This window comes from Curtobacterium sp. MCBD17_021 (assembly GCF_003234525.1).
Lineage (GTDB): Bacteria > Actinomycetota > Actinomycetes > Actinomycetales > Microbacteriaceae > Curtobacterium.
In genome coordinates this window covers 236713-252600 of the sequence record NZ_QKTS01000003.1, presented here as the reverse complement: position 1 = coordinate 252600, position 15888 = coordinate 236713, and the positions used below count along the sequence as shown (strand labels likewise).

At 72.5% G+C, this 15888-nt stretch carries 16 protein-coding genes; 12 read left to right on the top strand and 4 right to left on the bottom strand.

The features are described 5' to 3' along the window. Positions 1-54: 54 nt before the first annotated feature. Positions 55-456: a MerR family transcriptional regulator gene (locus DEI83_RS04790; RefSeq protein ID WP_111080644.1), complete on the bottom strand. Its 402-nt coding sequence runs from the start codon at positions 454-456 to the stop codon at positions 55-57. A 75-nt stretch (positions 457-531) separates the two neighbouring features. Here DEI83_RS04790 and DEI83_RS04785 point away from each other — a divergent pair, with 75 nt between their 5' ends. The 6 genes from DEI83_RS04785 to ccsB all read left to right on the top strand — a co-directional run bounded on the left by DEI83_RS04785 (position 532) and on the right by ccsB (position 6865). Beyond that, positions 532-2022: a SulP family inorganic anion transporter gene (locus tag DEI83_RS04785; RefSeq protein WP_111080643.1), complete on the top strand. Its 1491-nt coding sequence runs from the start codon at positions 532-534 to the stop codon at positions 2020-2022. Positions 2023-2090: 68 nt separating this feature from the next. Continuing rightward, positions 2091-2747, top strand: a complete 657-nt coding sequence (locus DEI83_RS04780) for a histidine phosphatase family protein (protein WP_111080642.1) — start codon at positions 2091-2093, stop codon at positions 2745-2747. Beyond that, on the top strand, positions 2744-3370 hold the full coding sequence (locus tag DEI83_RS04775) for a TlpA disulfide reductase family protein (RefSeq protein WP_111080641.1): 627 nt from the start codon (positions 2744-2746) through the stop codon (positions 3368-3370). The genes DEI83_RS04780 and DEI83_RS04775 overlap by 4 nt, the downstream gene beginning before the upstream one ends. 3 nt (positions 3371-3373) lie before the next feature. Further along, positions 3374-4120, top strand: coding sequence for a cytochrome c biogenesis CcdA family protein (locus DEI83_RS04770; RefSeq protein ID WP_111080640.1), 747 nt, complete (start codon positions 3374-3376; stop codon positions 4118-4120). Next, positions 4104-5867, top strand: coding sequence for a cytochrome c biogenesis protein ResB (locus DEI83_RS04765; RefSeq protein WP_111080639.1), 1764 nt, complete (start codon positions 4104-4106; stop codon positions 5865-5867). The genes DEI83_RS04770 and DEI83_RS04765 overlap by 17 nt, the downstream gene beginning before the upstream one ends. Next, on the top strand, positions 5864-6865 hold the full coding sequence (gene ccsB, locus DEI83_RS04760) for a c-type cytochrome biogenesis protein CcsB (protein WP_375334646.1): 1002 nt from the start codon (positions 5864-5866) through the stop codon (positions 6863-6865). Before DEI83_RS04765 ends, ccsB begins: the two co-directional genes overlap by 4 nt. An 81-nt stretch (positions 6866-6946) precedes the next feature. Here the strand turns inward: ccsB and DEI83_RS04755 are convergent, their stop codons facing one another. After that, positions 6947-7915, bottom strand: coding sequence for an o-succinylbenzoate synthase (locus DEI83_RS04755; protein ID WP_111080702.1), 969 nt, complete (start codon positions 7913-7915; stop codon positions 6947-6949). A gap of 333 nt (positions 7916-8248) precedes the next feature. On the opposite strand from DEI83_RS04755, the gene DEI83_RS04750 reads away from it, so the two are divergent. The 4 genes from DEI83_RS04750 (at position 8249) to DEI83_RS04735 (ending at position 11869) form a co-directional block, all read left to right on the top strand. Then, entirely contained in the window at positions 8249-8623 is a 375-nt protein-coding gene (locus DEI83_RS04750) for a hypothetical protein (RefSeq protein ID WP_111080638.1), read from the top strand. Positions 8624-8660: 37 nt separating this feature from the next. Beyond that, a complete protein-coding gene (locus tag DEI83_RS04745; protein ID WP_111080637.1) occupies positions 8661-9590 on the top strand; it encodes a 1,4-dihydroxy-2-naphthoyl-CoA synthase in 930 nt (309 codons plus the stop codon). Beyond that, on the top strand, positions 9590-10738 hold the full coding sequence (locus tag DEI83_RS04740; protein ID WP_181431070.1) for an AMP-binding protein: 1149 nt from the start codon (positions 9590-9592) through the stop codon (positions 10736-10738). The genes DEI83_RS04745 and DEI83_RS04740 overlap by 1 nt, the downstream gene beginning before the upstream one ends. 135 nt (positions 10739-10873) lie before the next feature. Continuing rightward, the gene (locus tag DEI83_RS04735) at positions 10874-11869 is read left to right on the top strand and encodes a 1,4-dihydroxy-2-naphthoate polyprenyltransferase (RefSeq protein WP_258371061.1); all 996 of its coding nucleotides are present in this window, start codon (positions 10874-10876) and stop codon (positions 11867-11869) included. A gap of 65 nt (positions 11870-11934) precedes the next feature. Here the strand turns inward: DEI83_RS04735 and DEI83_RS04730 are convergent, their stop codons facing one another. Further along, positions 11935-12297, bottom strand: coding sequence for a DUF4229 domain-containing protein (locus tag DEI83_RS04730; protein ID WP_111080635.1), 363 nt, complete (start codon positions 12295-12297; stop codon positions 11935-11937). An 82-nt stretch (positions 12298-12379) separates the two neighbouring features. Here DEI83_RS04730 and DEI83_RS04725 point away from each other — a divergent pair, with 82 nt between their 5' ends. Both DEI83_RS04725 and menD read left to right on the top strand, forming a co-directional pair. Further along, positions 12380-12751, top strand: a complete 372-nt coding sequence (locus DEI83_RS04725) for a PLDc N-terminal domain-containing protein (protein WP_111080634.1) — start codon at positions 12380-12382, stop codon at positions 12749-12751. 34 nt (positions 12752-12785) lie between these two features. Next, positions 12786-14519, top strand: coding sequence for a 2-succinyl-5-enolpyruvyl-6-hydroxy-3-cyclohexene-1-carboxylic-acid synthase (gene menD, locus DEI83_RS04720; protein ID WP_111080633.1), 1734 nt, complete (start codon positions 12786-12788; stop codon positions 14517-14519). Positions 14520-14540: 21 nt separating this feature from the next. Here menD and DEI83_RS04715 read toward each other — a convergent pair whose 3' ends face one another. Beyond that, positions 14541-15800, bottom strand: a complete 1260-nt coding sequence (locus tag DEI83_RS04715) for an isochorismate synthase MenF (RefSeq protein WP_111080632.1) — start codon at positions 15798-15800, stop codon at positions 14541-14543. Positions 15801-15888 lie beyond the last annotated feature (88 nt).

Genomic DNA, 15888 nt, shown 5'->3' with positions numbered 1-15888 from the left:
TCCGGGATGGGACTGCGGCCTGGTCACCCGATCAGGCGGCGAACGCCGGCCCGGTCACGGCAACGAGGCGCGGAGGGTCCCCAGCGTGCCGATGAACTCCTCGGCCATCGCCGCGCGCTCCAGCAGCTTCGCGTGGCGCGCCCTGGCGTCCTCGAGGAACGCGTCGAGGCGGGCCGCCAGGTCGGCGGCCTCGTCCGGGTCCCCGGCCGTCAGACCGTCGACGACGCGGAGGAGCCCCGCCATCTCGTCGAGTGTGAACCCGAGTGGTTTCATCCGGCGGATGACGAGCAGGCGCTCGAGGTCGCCGGCCGTGTAGACCCGGAACCCGCCGGCGGTGCGGCCGCTCGGCACGAGCAGCCCGACCTCGTCGTAGTGCCGGATCGACCGCAGCGACATCCCGGTCCGTTCGGCGAGCTCCCCGATGTGCATGGTGGCGGGGACGTCGGGACCGGTCATGTCCGACATCGTGGCAGAGCGCGAGGGACAGCGACTGGACGGTCGACACCCTCACGTGACGGTAGGGTTGCCGCGATGTCGACCGCCACCACCGCTCCCGTCACACCGAGCGTCCTCGCCGCACTGCGGTCCCCGCGCCTCCTCACGAGGGAGCTCCTGGCCGGCGTCGTCACGGCGCTCGCCCTCATCCCCGAAGCGATCTCGTTCTCGGTGGTCGCCGGGGTGGACCCCGCGGTCGGGCTCTTCTCGAGCGTCGTCTTCGCGATGGTCATCTCGGTGGTCGGCGGCCGACCGGCGATGATCTCCGCCGCTGCCGGATCGGTGGCGCTCGTGATCGCACCGCTCGTGCGGGACCACGGAGTCGCCTACCTCGTCCCCGCGATCGTGCTCGGCGGCCTGTTCCAGCTCGTGCTCGGGTTCCTCGGCGTCGCACGCCTGATGCGCTTCATCCCACGCAGCGTCAACGTGGCGTTCGTCAACGCCCTGGCGATCCTCATCTTCACCGCGCAGCTCCCGAACCTGCTCGGGAACGACGTGCCGCTCGTCGTCTGGCCCCTCACCGCACTCGGCGTCGCGCTCATCGTCGGGGTCCCCTTCCTCACGAAGGCCGTCCCCGCGCCGCTCATCGCCGTGGTCGTGGTGACGGCGATCACCATGGTGTTCGGGGTCGCCGTCCCCACGGTCGGTGACGAGGGGTCCCTCCCCACCGCGTTGCCGGGCTTCAACGGGATCACCGTCCCCCTGACCCTCGACACCCTCCAGCTCATCGCGCCGTACGCGTTCGGCGTCGCGATCGTCGGGCTCATCGAGACGCTGCTGACCGCACAGCTCGTCGACACCGTCACCGAGACCCGGTCCAGCGCCTGGCGCGAGTCGTGGGGTCAGGGCGTGGCGAACATCGCCTCGGGCTTCTTCGGCGGCACCGGCGGGTGCGCGATGATCGGACAGACGGTCATCAACGTGAAGACGGCCGGTGCCCGCACCCGGGTGTCGACCTTCGTGGCCGGCGCGGCGGTCCTCGTCCTGACGATCGTCCTGCACGACGTGGTGGCCCAGATCCCGATGGCGGCCCTCACCGCGGTGATGCTCATGGTCTGTGTGGCGACCTTCGACTGGCACAGTGTCCGGCCGCGCGCCCTCCGCCGGATGCCCCTCGGGGAGACGGCCGTCATGGTCATCACCGTGCTGGTCGTCGTCGCGACGGACAACCTGGCCACCGGGGTGCTCGTCGGGGTCGTCGTCGCCGCGCTGGTCTTCGCCCGCCGGGTCGCCCACGTCGTCGAGGTCGTGCGGGAACCCGTCGACGAGCGGACCGTCCGCTACCGGGTGCGCGGGGCGCTGTTCTTCGCGTCCTCGAACGACCTCGTCAACCGGTTCTCCTACGCCGAGGACCCCGAGCACGTCGTCGTCGACATGTCCGAGGCGCACGTGTTCGACGCGAGCACGGTCGCGGCACTCGACGGGGTCGAGCAGCGCTTCGCGAAGCACGGCTCCACGGTCGAGGTCGTGAACCTGAACACCGGTTCGACCGCCCTGCACGGTCGGCTGTCCGGCCACCTCGGCTGAGCGCTCCCGAAGTCCGTGGATCCGCTGTGGGGCGGGTGGGCGAGCGGGACCGACCTACACTGGAACCCATGCCCGCGACCAAGATCCACCTCGTGCGGCACGGCGAGGTCCACAACCCCGACCGTGTCCTCTACGGGCGGCTCCCGGGCTTCGGTCTGAGCGAGCTCGGCGCCCGGATGGCACAGGCCTCCGCGACCGCCTGGAAGGACGCCGGCATCGACGTCCGGGCGATCGTGGCGTCCCCGTTGCAGCGCACGCAGGAGTCGGCCGCGCCCTGGGCCGCGGCCTACGGACTCGACGTCCGGATCGACGAGCGCCTCATCGAACCCACGAACCGCTACGAGGGGCAACCGCCCGGCTTCACCAAGCGCTCGGTCCGGCGTCCGAGCGAGTGGCCGTGGATCGCGAACCCGTGGCGTCCGAGCTGGGGCGAGGCGTACGAGTCGATCGCCAACCGCATGCTCGCCGCCGTCACCACGGCGTGGGAGAGCGTCGACGAGGGCGACGTCGTCCTCGTCAGTCACCAGCTGCCGATCTGGATGGTGCACCGCCGGCTCGCGGGGAAGCCGCTCTGGCACGACCCCCGGAAACGCCGGTGCGACCTCTCGAGCATCACCACCCTCGTGCGGACGCCCGACCGCTCGGCCGGGCGGTTCACCGAGGTCGGGTACGCGGACCCGGCGGCCGAGCTCCGTGCGTCCGCCATCGACGAAGGAGCAGTGTGACGCGCACCACCCGCACGACCCGGGCCCGGACCACGGGCGCCGCAGCGATCGCGATCGTGACGGCGCTCGTGCTCGTCGGGTGCTCCTCGAGCAACGACTCCCTGTCGCGGCAGTACGGCAACGGCAGCACGCAGAACTACATCTCCGGCACCGGGGCGGTGACCGAGGTCGCCGTCGACGAGCGGACCGACCCCATCGACTTCACCGCTGAGTCGACGGAGGGCGACGAGCTCTCCGCCGAGGCCCTGCGCGGCGACGTCGTCGTGATCAACTTCTGGTACGCGGGGTGCCCGCCGTGCCGCGCCGAGGCCGAACACCTCAACACCGTCCACGATCGCTTCGCCGACGACGACGTGCAGTTCATCGGGGTCAACGTCCGTGACGAGGCCGGCACCGCGAAGGCCTTCGAGCGGAAGTTCGGCGTCGACTACCCGACCGTCCTCGACGCGAACACCGGCACGATGCAGCTCGCGCTCTCGGGTGAGATCGCGCCGAACGCCGTGCCGACGACGATCGTCCTCGACAAGCAGGGCCGGGTCGCAGCGCGGGTGCTCGGCGCGGTCGACGGGCCGGGCATCCTGGACACACTCGTCGGCGACGAACTGACCGGCAAGGCGTCCTGAGCGGTGACCAGCGGCAACCCCTTCGCCGACGCGATCTTCAGCGGACAGCTCCTCGTCGGGCTGCCGGTGGCGGCGCTCGCCGGACTCGTCTCGTTCCTGTCGCCGTGCGTGCTGCCCCTCGTGCCGGGCTACCTCGGGTACGTGGGCGGCATCGCCGACGGCTCGCGACGCTCCCGCGGACGTGTGCTCCTCGGCGTGCTCCTGTTCGTGCTCGGCTTCACGGTCGTCTTCGTCCTCGGGTCGGCCGCAGCGGGGGCCGTCGGGTTCTGGCTCGTGCGCTGGCGTGACCTCATCGTGCAGCTCATGGGGATCGTCGTCATCGCGATGGGGCTCGTCTTCATCGGTCGGTTCACGTTCCTGCAGCGGACCGTCAAGGCCGACTTCACGCCGCGCACCGGTCTGCTCGGCGCCCCGCTGCTCGGCATCGTGTTCGCCCTCGGGTGGACGCCCTGCATCGGGCCGACCCTCGCGGCCATCAACCTCATCAGCTTCCAGTCGGGCAGCGCCTGGCAGGGCGTCGTGCTCGGCATCGCGTACTGCATCGGCCTCGGCGTCCCGTTCCTGCTCGTCGCGCTGGGCGCCGGGTGGGCCTCGGGTGCGATCGGCATCGTCAAGCGGCACATGCGCACCGTCAACATCATCGGAGGAGCGATCCTGATCGTCATCGGTCTGCTCATGGTCACCGGCATCTGGTCGGCCGTCATGTCGAACGTCGGGGCGGTGATCCAGAGCTTTGTCCCCGCGGTCTGACAACCAGGACGACCTGACGGACGACGCCGCCACCGGGGCCGATCGGTCGTCGGACCCGCAGCGACCGTCCGACCACGTCGACGGGACCCCCGTCACGCCGAGCCCGCGGGACGAGGGCATCGCGCAGCCGAAGCTCGGCGTCGTCGGGTACCTCCGCTTCGCCTGGCGCCAGCTGACGAGCATGCGGACGGCGCTCTTCCTGCTCATGCTGCTCGCCCTCGCGGCGATCCCGGGTTCCCTCGTGCCGCAGCGGCAGGCGGACCCGAACGGCGTCGTGCAGTACGAGAACGACCACCCGACGCTCTTCCCGGTGCTCGACAAGCTGCAGGTGTTCGACACCTACACCTCGGTGTGGTTCTCGGCCATCTACCTGCTGCTCTTCGTGTCGTTGATCGGCTGCATCGTCCCGCGGACCCGTCACCACTGGCAGGCCCTCCGGACCCGGCCCCCGAAGACCCCGGCACGGCTCGGGCGACTGGCCGGGTTCCGGACGGTCGCCGTGACGACGGAGACGGTCACCCCGACCCCGACCCCGACCCCGACCGCGACCGCGAACGGTGGGGCGGACGCCACGACGGGCCTCCCGTCCGTCGACCGAGCGGTCACGAGCGCCATGGCGCAGCTCAGGAAGTCCGGCTACCGCGTCGAGCGGTTCGGCGACTCCGTGAGCGCGGAGCGCGGGTACCTGCGCGAGACCGGCAACCTGGTGTTCCACGCGGCGCTCGTCGGCGTGCTCCTGGCCGTCGGCCTGGGCGGCGGGTTCAGCTACACCGGGCAGCGGCTGCTCGTCGAGGGGCAGACCTTCACGAACGTCCTCGGGTCCTACGACTCGTTCAACCCCGGCCGGTGGTTCTCGCAGTCGGACCTGCAGGGCTACAACCTGACGCTCGACGACTTCGAGACGGAGTACGAGGAGACGAACCTCGACGCGCTCGGGCAGGCGACTGACTACTCGGCGACCGTGACGGCGCGGACCAAGGACGGCGGGACGACGACGAGCCGTCTCGGTGTCAACGAGCCGCTCGCGATCGGTGGGACGAACGTGTACCTGCTCGGCAACGGCTACGCCATGCAGGTGACCGTGCGCGACGGCGAGGGGAACGTGGCGTTCCAGGACGTCGTGCCGTTCCTGCCGGAGGACGCGAACTACACCTCCACCGGCGTCGTCAAGGTCCCGGACGCCTCGCCCGAGCAGCTCGGCATGATCGGGTTCTTCTACCCGACTGCGGTGAAGCAGAGCAGCGGGGCCTTCGCGTCGGCGTACCCGGACACCGAGAACCCGATGCTGTCGCTGCAGGTCTACACGGGCGACCTCGGTCTCGACGACGGGGTGCCGCAGAGCGTGTACCAGCTCTCCACGAAGGGCCTGACGCAGATCGCCGGACGCCAGTCCGACACCCCGAGCATCTCGATGAAGCCGGGGGAGACCAAACAGCTGCCGGACGGTGCCGGGTCGATCACCTTCGACGGCGTGAAGCGGTACGTCTCCCTCGACGTGCACCGCGACCCGTCGCAGCTCTGGGTCGCCGCGTTCGCCATCCTGTCGGTGCTCGGGCTGCTCACCTCGCTGTTCGTCCCGCGCCGTCGCGTGTGGGTCAAGGCGGTGCGCCGGACCGGTTCCGAGCACGGCGAGTTCGACCTCGAGTACGCGGGTCTGGCCCGCGGCGAGGACCCGAACCTGGAGCGGGCGGTCGCGGACATCGCCCAGCGGCACATGTCGGACCTCGGAGTTAGGATCTCCCAGTGAACACGACCACCCTCGCCACCTACTCGGTGGTCCTGACGTACTCCGCGATGGCGGTCTACGTCATCGCGTTCATCTCGTTCGCGCTCGACATGGCCAAGCGTGCCGGCGACGTCGGCGCCGCCGGCTCGACGGCGGGCTCCGCGGCCTCGCCGGACCACGGCACGGCGGCCACCGTCGCGACCGTCCAGGGCGGCACCGTGGTCCTCGAGCGTGTCGAGCAGAAGCGCTCCGGCGGCGGCGGCCAGCGCGGATCCCGGTTCGAACGGGTCGGCATGGCGATGACCGTGCTCGCGCTCGTCGTCCACGTCGGCGCGATCGTGCTCCGTGGGATCGCGGCCGACCGCGTGCCGTGGGGCAACATGTTCGAGTTCTCCCTGACGGGCACGGGGCTCATCATCCTGGTGTTCCTGCTCGTGCAGTTCTGGCAGGACCTCAAGTTCCTCGGGGTCTTCATCACCGGGCTGACGATCATCCTGCTCGGCATCGCGACGGTGAACTACTACGTCCCCGTCGTCCCGTTGCAGCCGGCGCTGCAGTCGTACTGGCTGGTCATCCACGTCTTCGTCGCGATCGCCGGCACCGGCTTCTTCGCGCTCGGCGCCGGGCTCGCGGTCACGCAGCTCGTCCAGACATACCGCCTCGGCCGACCGGCGTCGCGCAGGCTGCGGTTCATGGCGACCCTGCCGGACGCCGACCGGCTCGAGGTCCTCAGCTACCGGGTCATCCTGGTCGGTTTCGTCCTCTGGACCTTCACGCTCATCGCCGGTGCGATCTGGGCCGAGCGTGCGTGGGGTCGGTACTGGGGGTGGGACACGAAGGAGGTCTGGACCTTCATCATCTGGGTCCTCTACGCCGGGTACATCCACGCTCGTGCCACTCGCGGGTGGCGCGGTGCGCGGTCGTCGTGGCTCGCGCTCATCGGCTTCGCGGCCGTCATGTTCAACTTCTCGGTGGTCAACGTCTTCTTCAAGGGACTGCACAGCTACTCCGGGCTGTGAGCAGTTGCTGACGCGACCGCCTGACGGACGGGAGGCCCGACACCAGCCGGTGTCGGGCCTCCCGTCCGTCGCGTGGTGGGCCTACCCCGCCGCGAGCAGCGCGTGCACCCGCGCCAACCGCGCTCGCCACCACGCCGTGCGTTCCGGGGACGCCGCCCAGCGCTCGAGCAGCGCCGGGTCCGGCTCGACCCGCCGGACCGCGATCCGTCCGGCCACGGGCAGGAGCGGCTCGGCGGTGACGTCGCCCGTGAACATCGCACCGGTGCCCAACCCGGCCGCGTAGCCCGGTGCCATCGCTGCCGCGGCGAGGAACGCGCCCATGCCGAGCCCGACCGAGGTGTCGAGCGCACTCGAGACGACGCAGGGCAACCCGGCCTCCGCGATGACGGCTCGTGCCGCGGTGACGCCGCCGAGCGGCTGCGCCTTGACGACGAGCACGTCGGCCGCTCCGGCACGGGCGACGGCGAGGGGGTCCGAGGCCTTCCGGACGCTCTCGTCGGCCGCGATGGGGATCCCGAGGCCGGCCACGCGGCTCCGCAGGGTGGCGAGGTCCGGCACGGAGGCCACCGGTTGCTCCGCGTACTGCAACCGGTACCGGGCGAGGCGTCCCAGGGCCTCGGTCGCCTGGTCGAGCGACCACAGACCGTTCGCGTCGACGCGAACGGCGGCGTCCTCGCCCATCGCCCGACGGACGGCGGCGACCCGGGCGACGTCGTCCTCGATGCTCGTGCCGGGTTCGGCGACCTTGACCTTCGCCGTGGTGCAGCCCGGGTAGCGCCGGAGCAGGTCGGGGACGTCCGCTGCGGGGACCGCGGGGACGGTGGCGTTCACGGGGACGGCGTCCGCGGCGGGTGCCTGCCGTGTCCACCCGAAGTCGACGGCGGCGCGGAGCCACGCGGCGGCTTCGGCGTCGTCGTACTCGACGAAGGGGGAGAACTCGGTCCAACCCTCGGGACCACGGAGCAGGAGCGCCTCACGCACGGTGATGCCGCGGAACCGGACCCGCATCGGCAGCGCCACGACCCGGGCAGTGGCGAGCAGGTCGCGCAGGTCGGGGACGGTCGCCGCGGCGGACGACCGGTCACTGCCGGGCGACCGGTCGGCACCCCCCGCGAGCGAGCCGACACGATCCGCCCGCCCGTCGGCAGGGCCCGTCGTCCCGTCGGCACGACCTGCCGGACGGTCAGCACGGTCTCGTGGTGTTCGCGGGCGGGGCGACGGGGTCACATCGGGCACCCGGCCATCCTCGCAGGAGGGTCCCGGGCTGCTCTCGGCTGTTCCGAGGGGACCGCCAGGGCAGCGCACTAGCATCGCTGCGGTCGACCACCGGTCGACGGGTCGGCTCCGTGCACGGACGCCGACGTGGATCGACGAGGAGGCTCGGTGGCGACCGACGAGTTCGCGCGGCTCATGCGCCAGGGCACCGTCGACGTCCGTCGTCCGACCGCCACGCAGCGCCGCAGGAACCCGGTCATCGGGAAGATCGCGCTCGGCCTCGCCGTCGTCGCGGCGGCGGTCGACGCGAGCGCGTTCGCGGTCTTCATGGGCGGCGACACGACCTTCGCGTTCGGCATCTGCTTCGTCGTCGTGTTCCTCACCCTGGTCGCCGCGGTGCTCGGGTTCATCTCGGCCGTGGGGTCGTTCGGCCGCTGGTACGGGGTCGTCGGCGTCGTGATGGCCTTCTTCGCGAACCCGGTGATCCTCATCGTGCTCGTCGTCATCGTGGCGCCGGAGATGCTCGCCGGCATGGAGCAGTAGCGGACCCGGTCACCGGGGCCCGCGGTAGGTTCGGGGCATGCCCTCTGCCGTCTCCGACCTCTTCGACCCCGACGTCTGGACCGCCGCTCCCATCGCCGAGCGGTTCACCGACATCACGTACCACAAGCACGTCTCCGGAGGCATCGTGCGGGTCGCCTTCGACCGTCCCGAGGTCCGCAACGCCTTCCGCCCGCGGACGGTCGACGAGCTGTACCGGGCCCTCGACGACGCCCGTCAGGACCCTCGGGTCGGCGTCGTCCTGCTCACCGGCAACGGCCCGAGCCCGAAGGACGGCGGGTGGGCGTTCTGCTCCGGCGGTGACCAGCGCATCCGCGGGCGCAGCGGCTACCAGTACGTCGGCGACGAGGGCGCACCGCCCGAGGGCGTCGATCCCGCGGCCGCGCAGGCCTCGATGGGTCGGCTGCACATCCTCGAGGTCCAGCGCCTCATCCGCATGATGCCGAAGGTCGTCATCGCCGTCGTGCCGGGCTGGGCGGCCGGTGGCGGACACTCGCTGCACGCGATCTGCGACCTCACCATCGCGAGCGCGGAGCACGGCAGGTTCAAGCAGACCGACGCCGACGTCGGCTCGTTCGACGGCGGCTACGGCAGCGCCTACTACGCCAAGCAGATCGGTCAGAAGCTGGCGCGTGAGGTCTTCTTCCTCGCCGAGGAGTACTCCGCCCAGCGCGCGTACGAGATGGGCGCGGTCAACAGGGTCGTGCCGCACGAGGACCTGGAGCGCGAGGCGATCCGGTGGGGCGAGACGATCCTGGGGAAGTCCCCGACGGCGATCCGGATGCTCAAGTACGCCTTCAACGCGGTCGACGACGGCATGGTCGGCCAGCAGGTCTTCGCCGGCGAGGCCACCCGCCTCGCCTACGGCACCGACGAGGCCGTGGAGGGCCGCGACTCCTTCCTCGAGAAGCGCTCGCCCGACTGGACCGCCTTCCCCTGGCACTACTGATGCCCCGCCCGCTGGTCGCGACGAGCGCCGCCGACCCGCTGGTCGTGCTCCGCGGCCTGGAGACTGCCCTCGCCGGCGGCCCCGCACTGCTCCCCGTCGCGGTGGCGGGTCCGACGCTGCCGACACCGGCCCCGGCCGACGTGCCGCAGCGGGTGGCGCTGGTCGTCGAGACGAGCGGGTCCACCGGCACGGGCAAACGCGTGGCGCTGTCGTCCGACGCGTTGCTCGCCGGCGCCGCCGCAGCCGACACCGCCCTCGGCGGCCCGGGAGCGTGGGTCCTCGCGCTGCCGACGCACTACATCGCCGGACTCAACGTGCTGACCCGGTCGATCACCGCGGGCACCACGCCCGTCGTCGTCCCGCCCGGACACTTCGACGCGGCGGCGTTCGCGGACGCGGTCGACCGGCTGGTCGTCGGACCGGCAGCCCCGCGACGGTACACCTCGCTCGTCCCGGTGCAGCTCGCCCGTGTCCTGGACGACCCCCGGGCCGCCGCCGCGCTCGCACGCTTCGACGCGGTGCTCGTCGGCGGGCAGGCGACCCCGGTGGCGTTGACGGAACGCGCACGCGCCGCCGGCGTCCGCGTCGTCACCACGTACGGCGCGAGCGAGACGAGCGGGGGCTGCGTCTACGACGGCGTCCCGTTCGGCACCGTCCGCGCCGACGTCGTCGACGGCGAGTTGCAGCTGACCGGGCCGATGCTCGCCGAAGGGTACCTCGGGGACGACGAACGCACGGCCACGGTCTTCACCGAACGTGCCGGTCACCGGTGGTACCGGACCGGTGACGCAGCGACGGTCGTGGATGGTCGTGTCCGGGTGTCCGGGCGCCTGGACGACGTGGTGATCTCCGGCGGCGAGAAGGTCCCGCTCGGCGCCGTGGAGCGGGTGGTCCGCGAACTCCCGGGGCAGGACGGGGCGGTGGTGACGCGGCGGGCGTCGGGGGAGTGGGGCGAGGTGCCGGTCGTGGTGACCGAGCGGTCCGTGCCGCTCGAGGTCGTCCGGGCCCGCGTCGGTGACGCCCTCGGCCGTGCGGCCCGTCCGGCGGCGGTGCTCGTCGTGGACCGGATGCCGATGCTGCCCTCCGGCAAACCCGACCGGCGGGCGGTCCGGACGCTCGCCGGAGCCGACACCGACTCCGGCACCTGACGGAGTCGACGACCGGAGCCGACCCCGGACCGGACCGGCGCCTGACCGAGGCCCGGCCGACCACGCCACCCGGGCACGGTCAGCGACCGCCGGTCGGTCCGTCGGGCGCACCGCGCGCGGATACGATGGGCGGTCGTGGCAGGAGCGAAGAACACGACACGTCCCAAGGGCAGGTCCGGCAACCCGGCGAAGGCGGCCGCCCCGCAACGCAGCGCTCGACGCGCGACCGCGCGTGACTGGATCGGCGGCGCGCGCCTGAGGACCCTGACGCTCGGCGTCGTCCCCGTGGTGCTCGGCACCGGCGTGGCGTACGTCGACAGCCGGGCAGCGGGGGACTCCTGGTCGTTCCTGACCGCCGACGGGCACCTCGCCATCGCGTTGCTCGCCCTGGCCGTCGCGCTGTTCCTGCAGATCGGGGTCAACTACAGCAACGACTACTCCGACGGCGTCCGGGGCACCGACGAGTTCCGCGTCGGTCCGGCTCGACTCACCGGCGCAGGGCTCGCGAGGCCACGGACGGTCCTCACGGTCGCCCTGACGTTCTTCGGGCTCGCCGCCGTCGCCGGCCTCGTCATCGTGGTGCTCACCCAGCTCTGGTGGTTGCTCGCCGTGGGGGCGGCGGCCATCGTCGCCGCGTGGTTCTACACCGGTGGCAAGAAGCCCTACGGGTACAACGCGCTCGGCGAGGTCTTCGTCTTCGTCTTCTTCGGTCTCGTCGCGGTGCTCGGCACACAGTTCGTGCTCATCCGTCAGGTCACCGTGAGCGGCTGGGCTGCAGCGGTCGCCGCGGGTCTGTTCGCCTGCGCGGTCCTCATGGTGAACAACATCCGCGACATCGACGAGGACACCGCTGCGGGCAAGCGCACCCTGGCCGTCGTGGTCGGCCGGCCGGTGGCACGGGTGCTGTTCGGGCTCTTCCTGATGCTGCCCTACGTGGTGCTCGTCTGGTTCGTGCTGCTGTACTTCCGCACGGGGTTCACGTACTTCTCGCTGCTCCTCGCGCTGCCGGCACTCGCCATCGGCGTCTCGTCGCGCAAGCCCCGCGAACTCATCACGGCGCTGCAGCTGTCGTCGTTCTCGGCGCTGGCGTTCGGCGTGGTCCTCGCGATCACGCTCGCCGTCCAGCCGTAGCACCGGAGCGCTCCGGAGGGCCGCTCGGCCGGGTGCTCGGCCCCGTGCGTTCGGGGCCGGGACCGTCAGACGGCGTCCGGCCGCTTCTGTACCGGAGCGTCCGTGTCGTCCTGCTCGGCGACGGTCGGAGCGACGTGGGGACGGTCGGTGCGGTGCGGGCCCGCGTGGTCCGGGTCCGAGTCGGCCGCGTCGACGAAGTCGTCCTCGAAGTCGCTGTCCGCATCGCGCTCCGGCCGGGCACGTCGGTCGGCGATCGACGACGTCACCGCGCTCCGCAGTCCGGGCAGCGCGATGTAGGACACGAGCAGGCCGATGAGGGCCGCGCCGATCGCCGCCCAGTACCAGGGCAGCCCGACCAGGAGCAGCAGGACGAGTGCCGCCGCGAAGATGCCGAGCCGGGCGAGGGTGTAGACGAGCCACGCTTTCACCCCGCAAGTCTACGGACGCGCCGCTCGGCGCATCCCGGCGAGACGCCAGGGCGGTCCCAGGCTGCCGACCTAGACTCCGGTGATGGTCAGACTGTGGCTCGTCATCGTCGTCGCCGCCGTGGCGTTCACGGTGTACGCGCTCATCGACTGCGCGACGATGCCCCGGTCCCGCGTGCGTTCGCTGCGGAAGGGCATCTGGGTGCTGCTCGTCATCGTGCTCCCGGTCGTCGGCGGCGTGCTGTGGTTCCTGCTCGGCCGGACGCCGGCGAGCGGACAGCGCGGCAACGGTGGCGGAGGCGCCGGGTACCGTGGTCCTGAAGACGACCCGGACTTCCTCGGGGGCACGACGCCGCCCGGGCTGCAGAGCGACGACAAGGACCAGGACGACGCGACCCTCCGATCCCTCGAAGAACAGTTCCACGACGGCGACGACGACGGCCGCCCCGATCGCTGACGGCGCGTCGGCCGACGCTCCGTCCGCAAACGGCGTGGCGCAGGCGTCCGGCAGCCCGGCGACGGACTTCGCACTCGCGTTCCTGCAGGAGCTCGCCCGCGCCGGCGTGACCGACGTCGTCGTCAGCCCCGGTTCCCGCTCGCAGGCACTGGCCCTCGCGGCGGTGGCCCTCGAACGTGCCGGCGGCATCAGCGTGCACGTGCGACTCGACGAACGCACCGCCGGGTTCTTCGCCCTCGGTCTGGCCGTCGAGACCGGTCGTCCGGCCGCGGTCGTGACCACGTCGGGCACCGCGGTCGCGAACCTGCACCCCGCCGTGCTCGAAGCGCACCACTCCGGCGTGCCGATGATCGTCGTCTCCGCCGATCGTCCTGCAGAACTCCGCGGCATCGGCAGCAACCAGACCACCGTGCAACCGGGCATGTTCGGGTCGGCGGTCGGCTTCGTCCGCGACGTGCAGGCGCCGAGCACGCACGGCGTCGACGACGAGGTGCGTGCCACCGTCCGCGGGCTCGTCCGCGAGGCCGTGGCCGCGGCCGCCGGGCACGCCGGGCAGCCCGGTCCGGTCCAGCTCGACCTCGCCTTCCGCGAGCCGCTCTCCGCCGGGCTCGAGCGGGCCGACGGTGTCCCCGACGACCAGGTCGACCACGGGTACGCGCGGCGCCGGACGACGGCGTCGCTGCCCGAGGCCGACCTCGCCCCCGACGACGAACCCGCCACCGTCGTGATCGCGGGGCACGACGCCGGCGAGGACGCCGAGCGGATCGCCTGGGAGCTCGGAGCGCCGCTGCTCGCCGAGGTGTCCAGCGGCGCACGCTTCGGCCGCAACCTCGTGGCCGCCTACCGCGACCTCCTGCGCGACGAGTCGTTCGGCGGCCGGGTGCGGCGCGCCGTCGTCCTCGGGCACCCGACACTCAGCCGCGAGGTCCCGGCGCTCCTGCAACGTGCCGACGTCGAGACCGTCGTGGTCCGCGGAGCCGGAGCCGACGCGTACGACCCGGCACGGGCCTCCCGGCCGTCGGCGGCCACGCGCGTCGTGTCGGGCGTCCGGGTCACGGGACGGACCGGCCCGGGGCACCGCGCCTGGGTGGGCCGCTGGGTGGCGGCGAGCCGCGCACTCCTGGGTGGCGGCGACGCCGGACCCGACCTCGACGCCAAACGCTCGGCGGACCGCGCCGAACGGAACCGGTTCCTCCGGGACGAGGTCGCGCTGCGTCGTCGTCCGGTGGACCGGGCGATGCTCGCCGAGGCGGTGTGGGGCGTGACGTGGCCACACGACCGGCTGGTCTTCGGCGCCTCGCAGATCATCCGCGAAGCGGACATGACCGTGCCCGGCAAGAAGATCCGGGTGCACGCGAACCGTGGGCTGGCGGGCATCGACGGCACGGTCTCGACGGCCCTCGGCATCGCCACCGCGCTCGAGGCCGAGTCCGGCACGGCGGGCACGACCCGGGTCGTCGTGGGGGACCTCACCTTCCTGCACGACCTCGGCGGCCTGGTGACCGGCACGGAAGAGCACCGCCCGCGGCTGCAGGTCGTCGTCGGGAACGACCGCGGGGGTGCGATCTTCCGCGGGCTCGAGGTCGCGGCGACCACCGCGCCCGAGGACATGCGGCGCATGATGACGACGCCGCAGCACGTCGACGTCGAGCGCGTGGTGACCGGGCTCGGGTGGGAGTACCGGCGCGCCGAGACGTGGGGCGACCTCGAGCGCGTGCTCACCGACCCTGCCGAGCGGGTGGTCATCGAGGTCCCGCTGGCCGACTGACCGCGCGGCCCCGCCGACCGGTCAGGCCAGCGCGTCCGTCATCGGTCGGAACTTCAGCCGCGTCTCCGCGACCTCGCGCTCGGGGTCGGACCCGGCGACGATCCCCGCTCCCGCCCACGCGCGGACGGTCCCGTCGTCCTCGATCTGCGCGCTCCGGAGCGCGAGCATCCACTCGCCGTCCCCGGAGGCGCCGAGCCAGCCGACCGGACCGGCGTACCGACCGCGGTCCACGCCCTCGAGCTCCGCGACCAGGCGGACGGCGACCTCGGTCGGTGTGCCGGCGACGGCGGCGGTCGGGTGGAGCGCGTCGGCGACGTCGAGCGCGGTCACGCCCGCGGGCAGGACGGCCTCGACGTCGCTGGCGAGGTGCCACAGGTTCGGCAGCTGCAGGCGGAACGGTTCCGGGTCGACGCGGAGGTCGGCGGCGATCGGCCGGAGCGAGGCGACGAGGCTCGAGATCGCGAAGGCGTGCTCCTGCAGGTCCTTCGTGCTGGCGGCGAGCGTCTCCGCGGCGACCCGGTCGCTCTCGGCGTCGGCACCGCGGGCAGCGCTGCCGGCGAGCACCCGGGCGGTCAGTGTCCTGCCCTCGGTGCGGGCGAGCGTCTCCGGGGTGGCACCGACGAGACCGTCGACCGCGAAGGTGACGCAGGACGGGTAGGCGGCGGCGAGGTCGAGCAGCACCGCCCGTCGGTCGGCGCCGGTCGGGAGGGTGCCGACCAGGTCGCGTGCCAGGACCACCTTCTGCGCCCGACCGGCGCTGATGGCGGTCACGGCGGCGGCGACCGAGACGGCGTAGGCGTCCTCGTCCACCGCGCCCGGGCGGAGAGCCACGGAGACGTGCGGCCCGACGCGGGGGACCGGCACCGACGTGCTCGAGAACGGCAGGAGCGCCGGAGACGAGGTCGTGTCGATCGCGGTGATCCATGCGCGGCCACGACGACGTCCGACGACGACCCGCGGCACGATGAGCACGCTCGTCGCGGCGGAGTCGTCCGCGAACGCGAAGGACCCGAACGCCACCAGTCCGCTGCCCCGCAGCCGGACCGGGTCGTCGACGACCGCGGCGGCGACGACCTCGCGCCAGACGGCGGAGGCGTCGCGCATCCGTCCGGGCCCGGAGAACTCGAACCGCAGTGCTTCGCCGATGCCGACGATGCCGTCGCCGCCCCGGACGAAGGCCAGCGGGTGTTCGGCGAGCGTGTGGCGGAGCACGGCGCCCGGGTCGTCGAGGATCCGGGTCGAGACCGTGAGCGGTCGCACCGCTGTGGCGGGTCGGGTCACGGACCGATGGTACGCGTCGCGGCGTACCGGGTGTCCGCCGCGAGCGGGACGCGCCCGGGCTGTCACGCTCCTGCACGGCTGCCGGGAA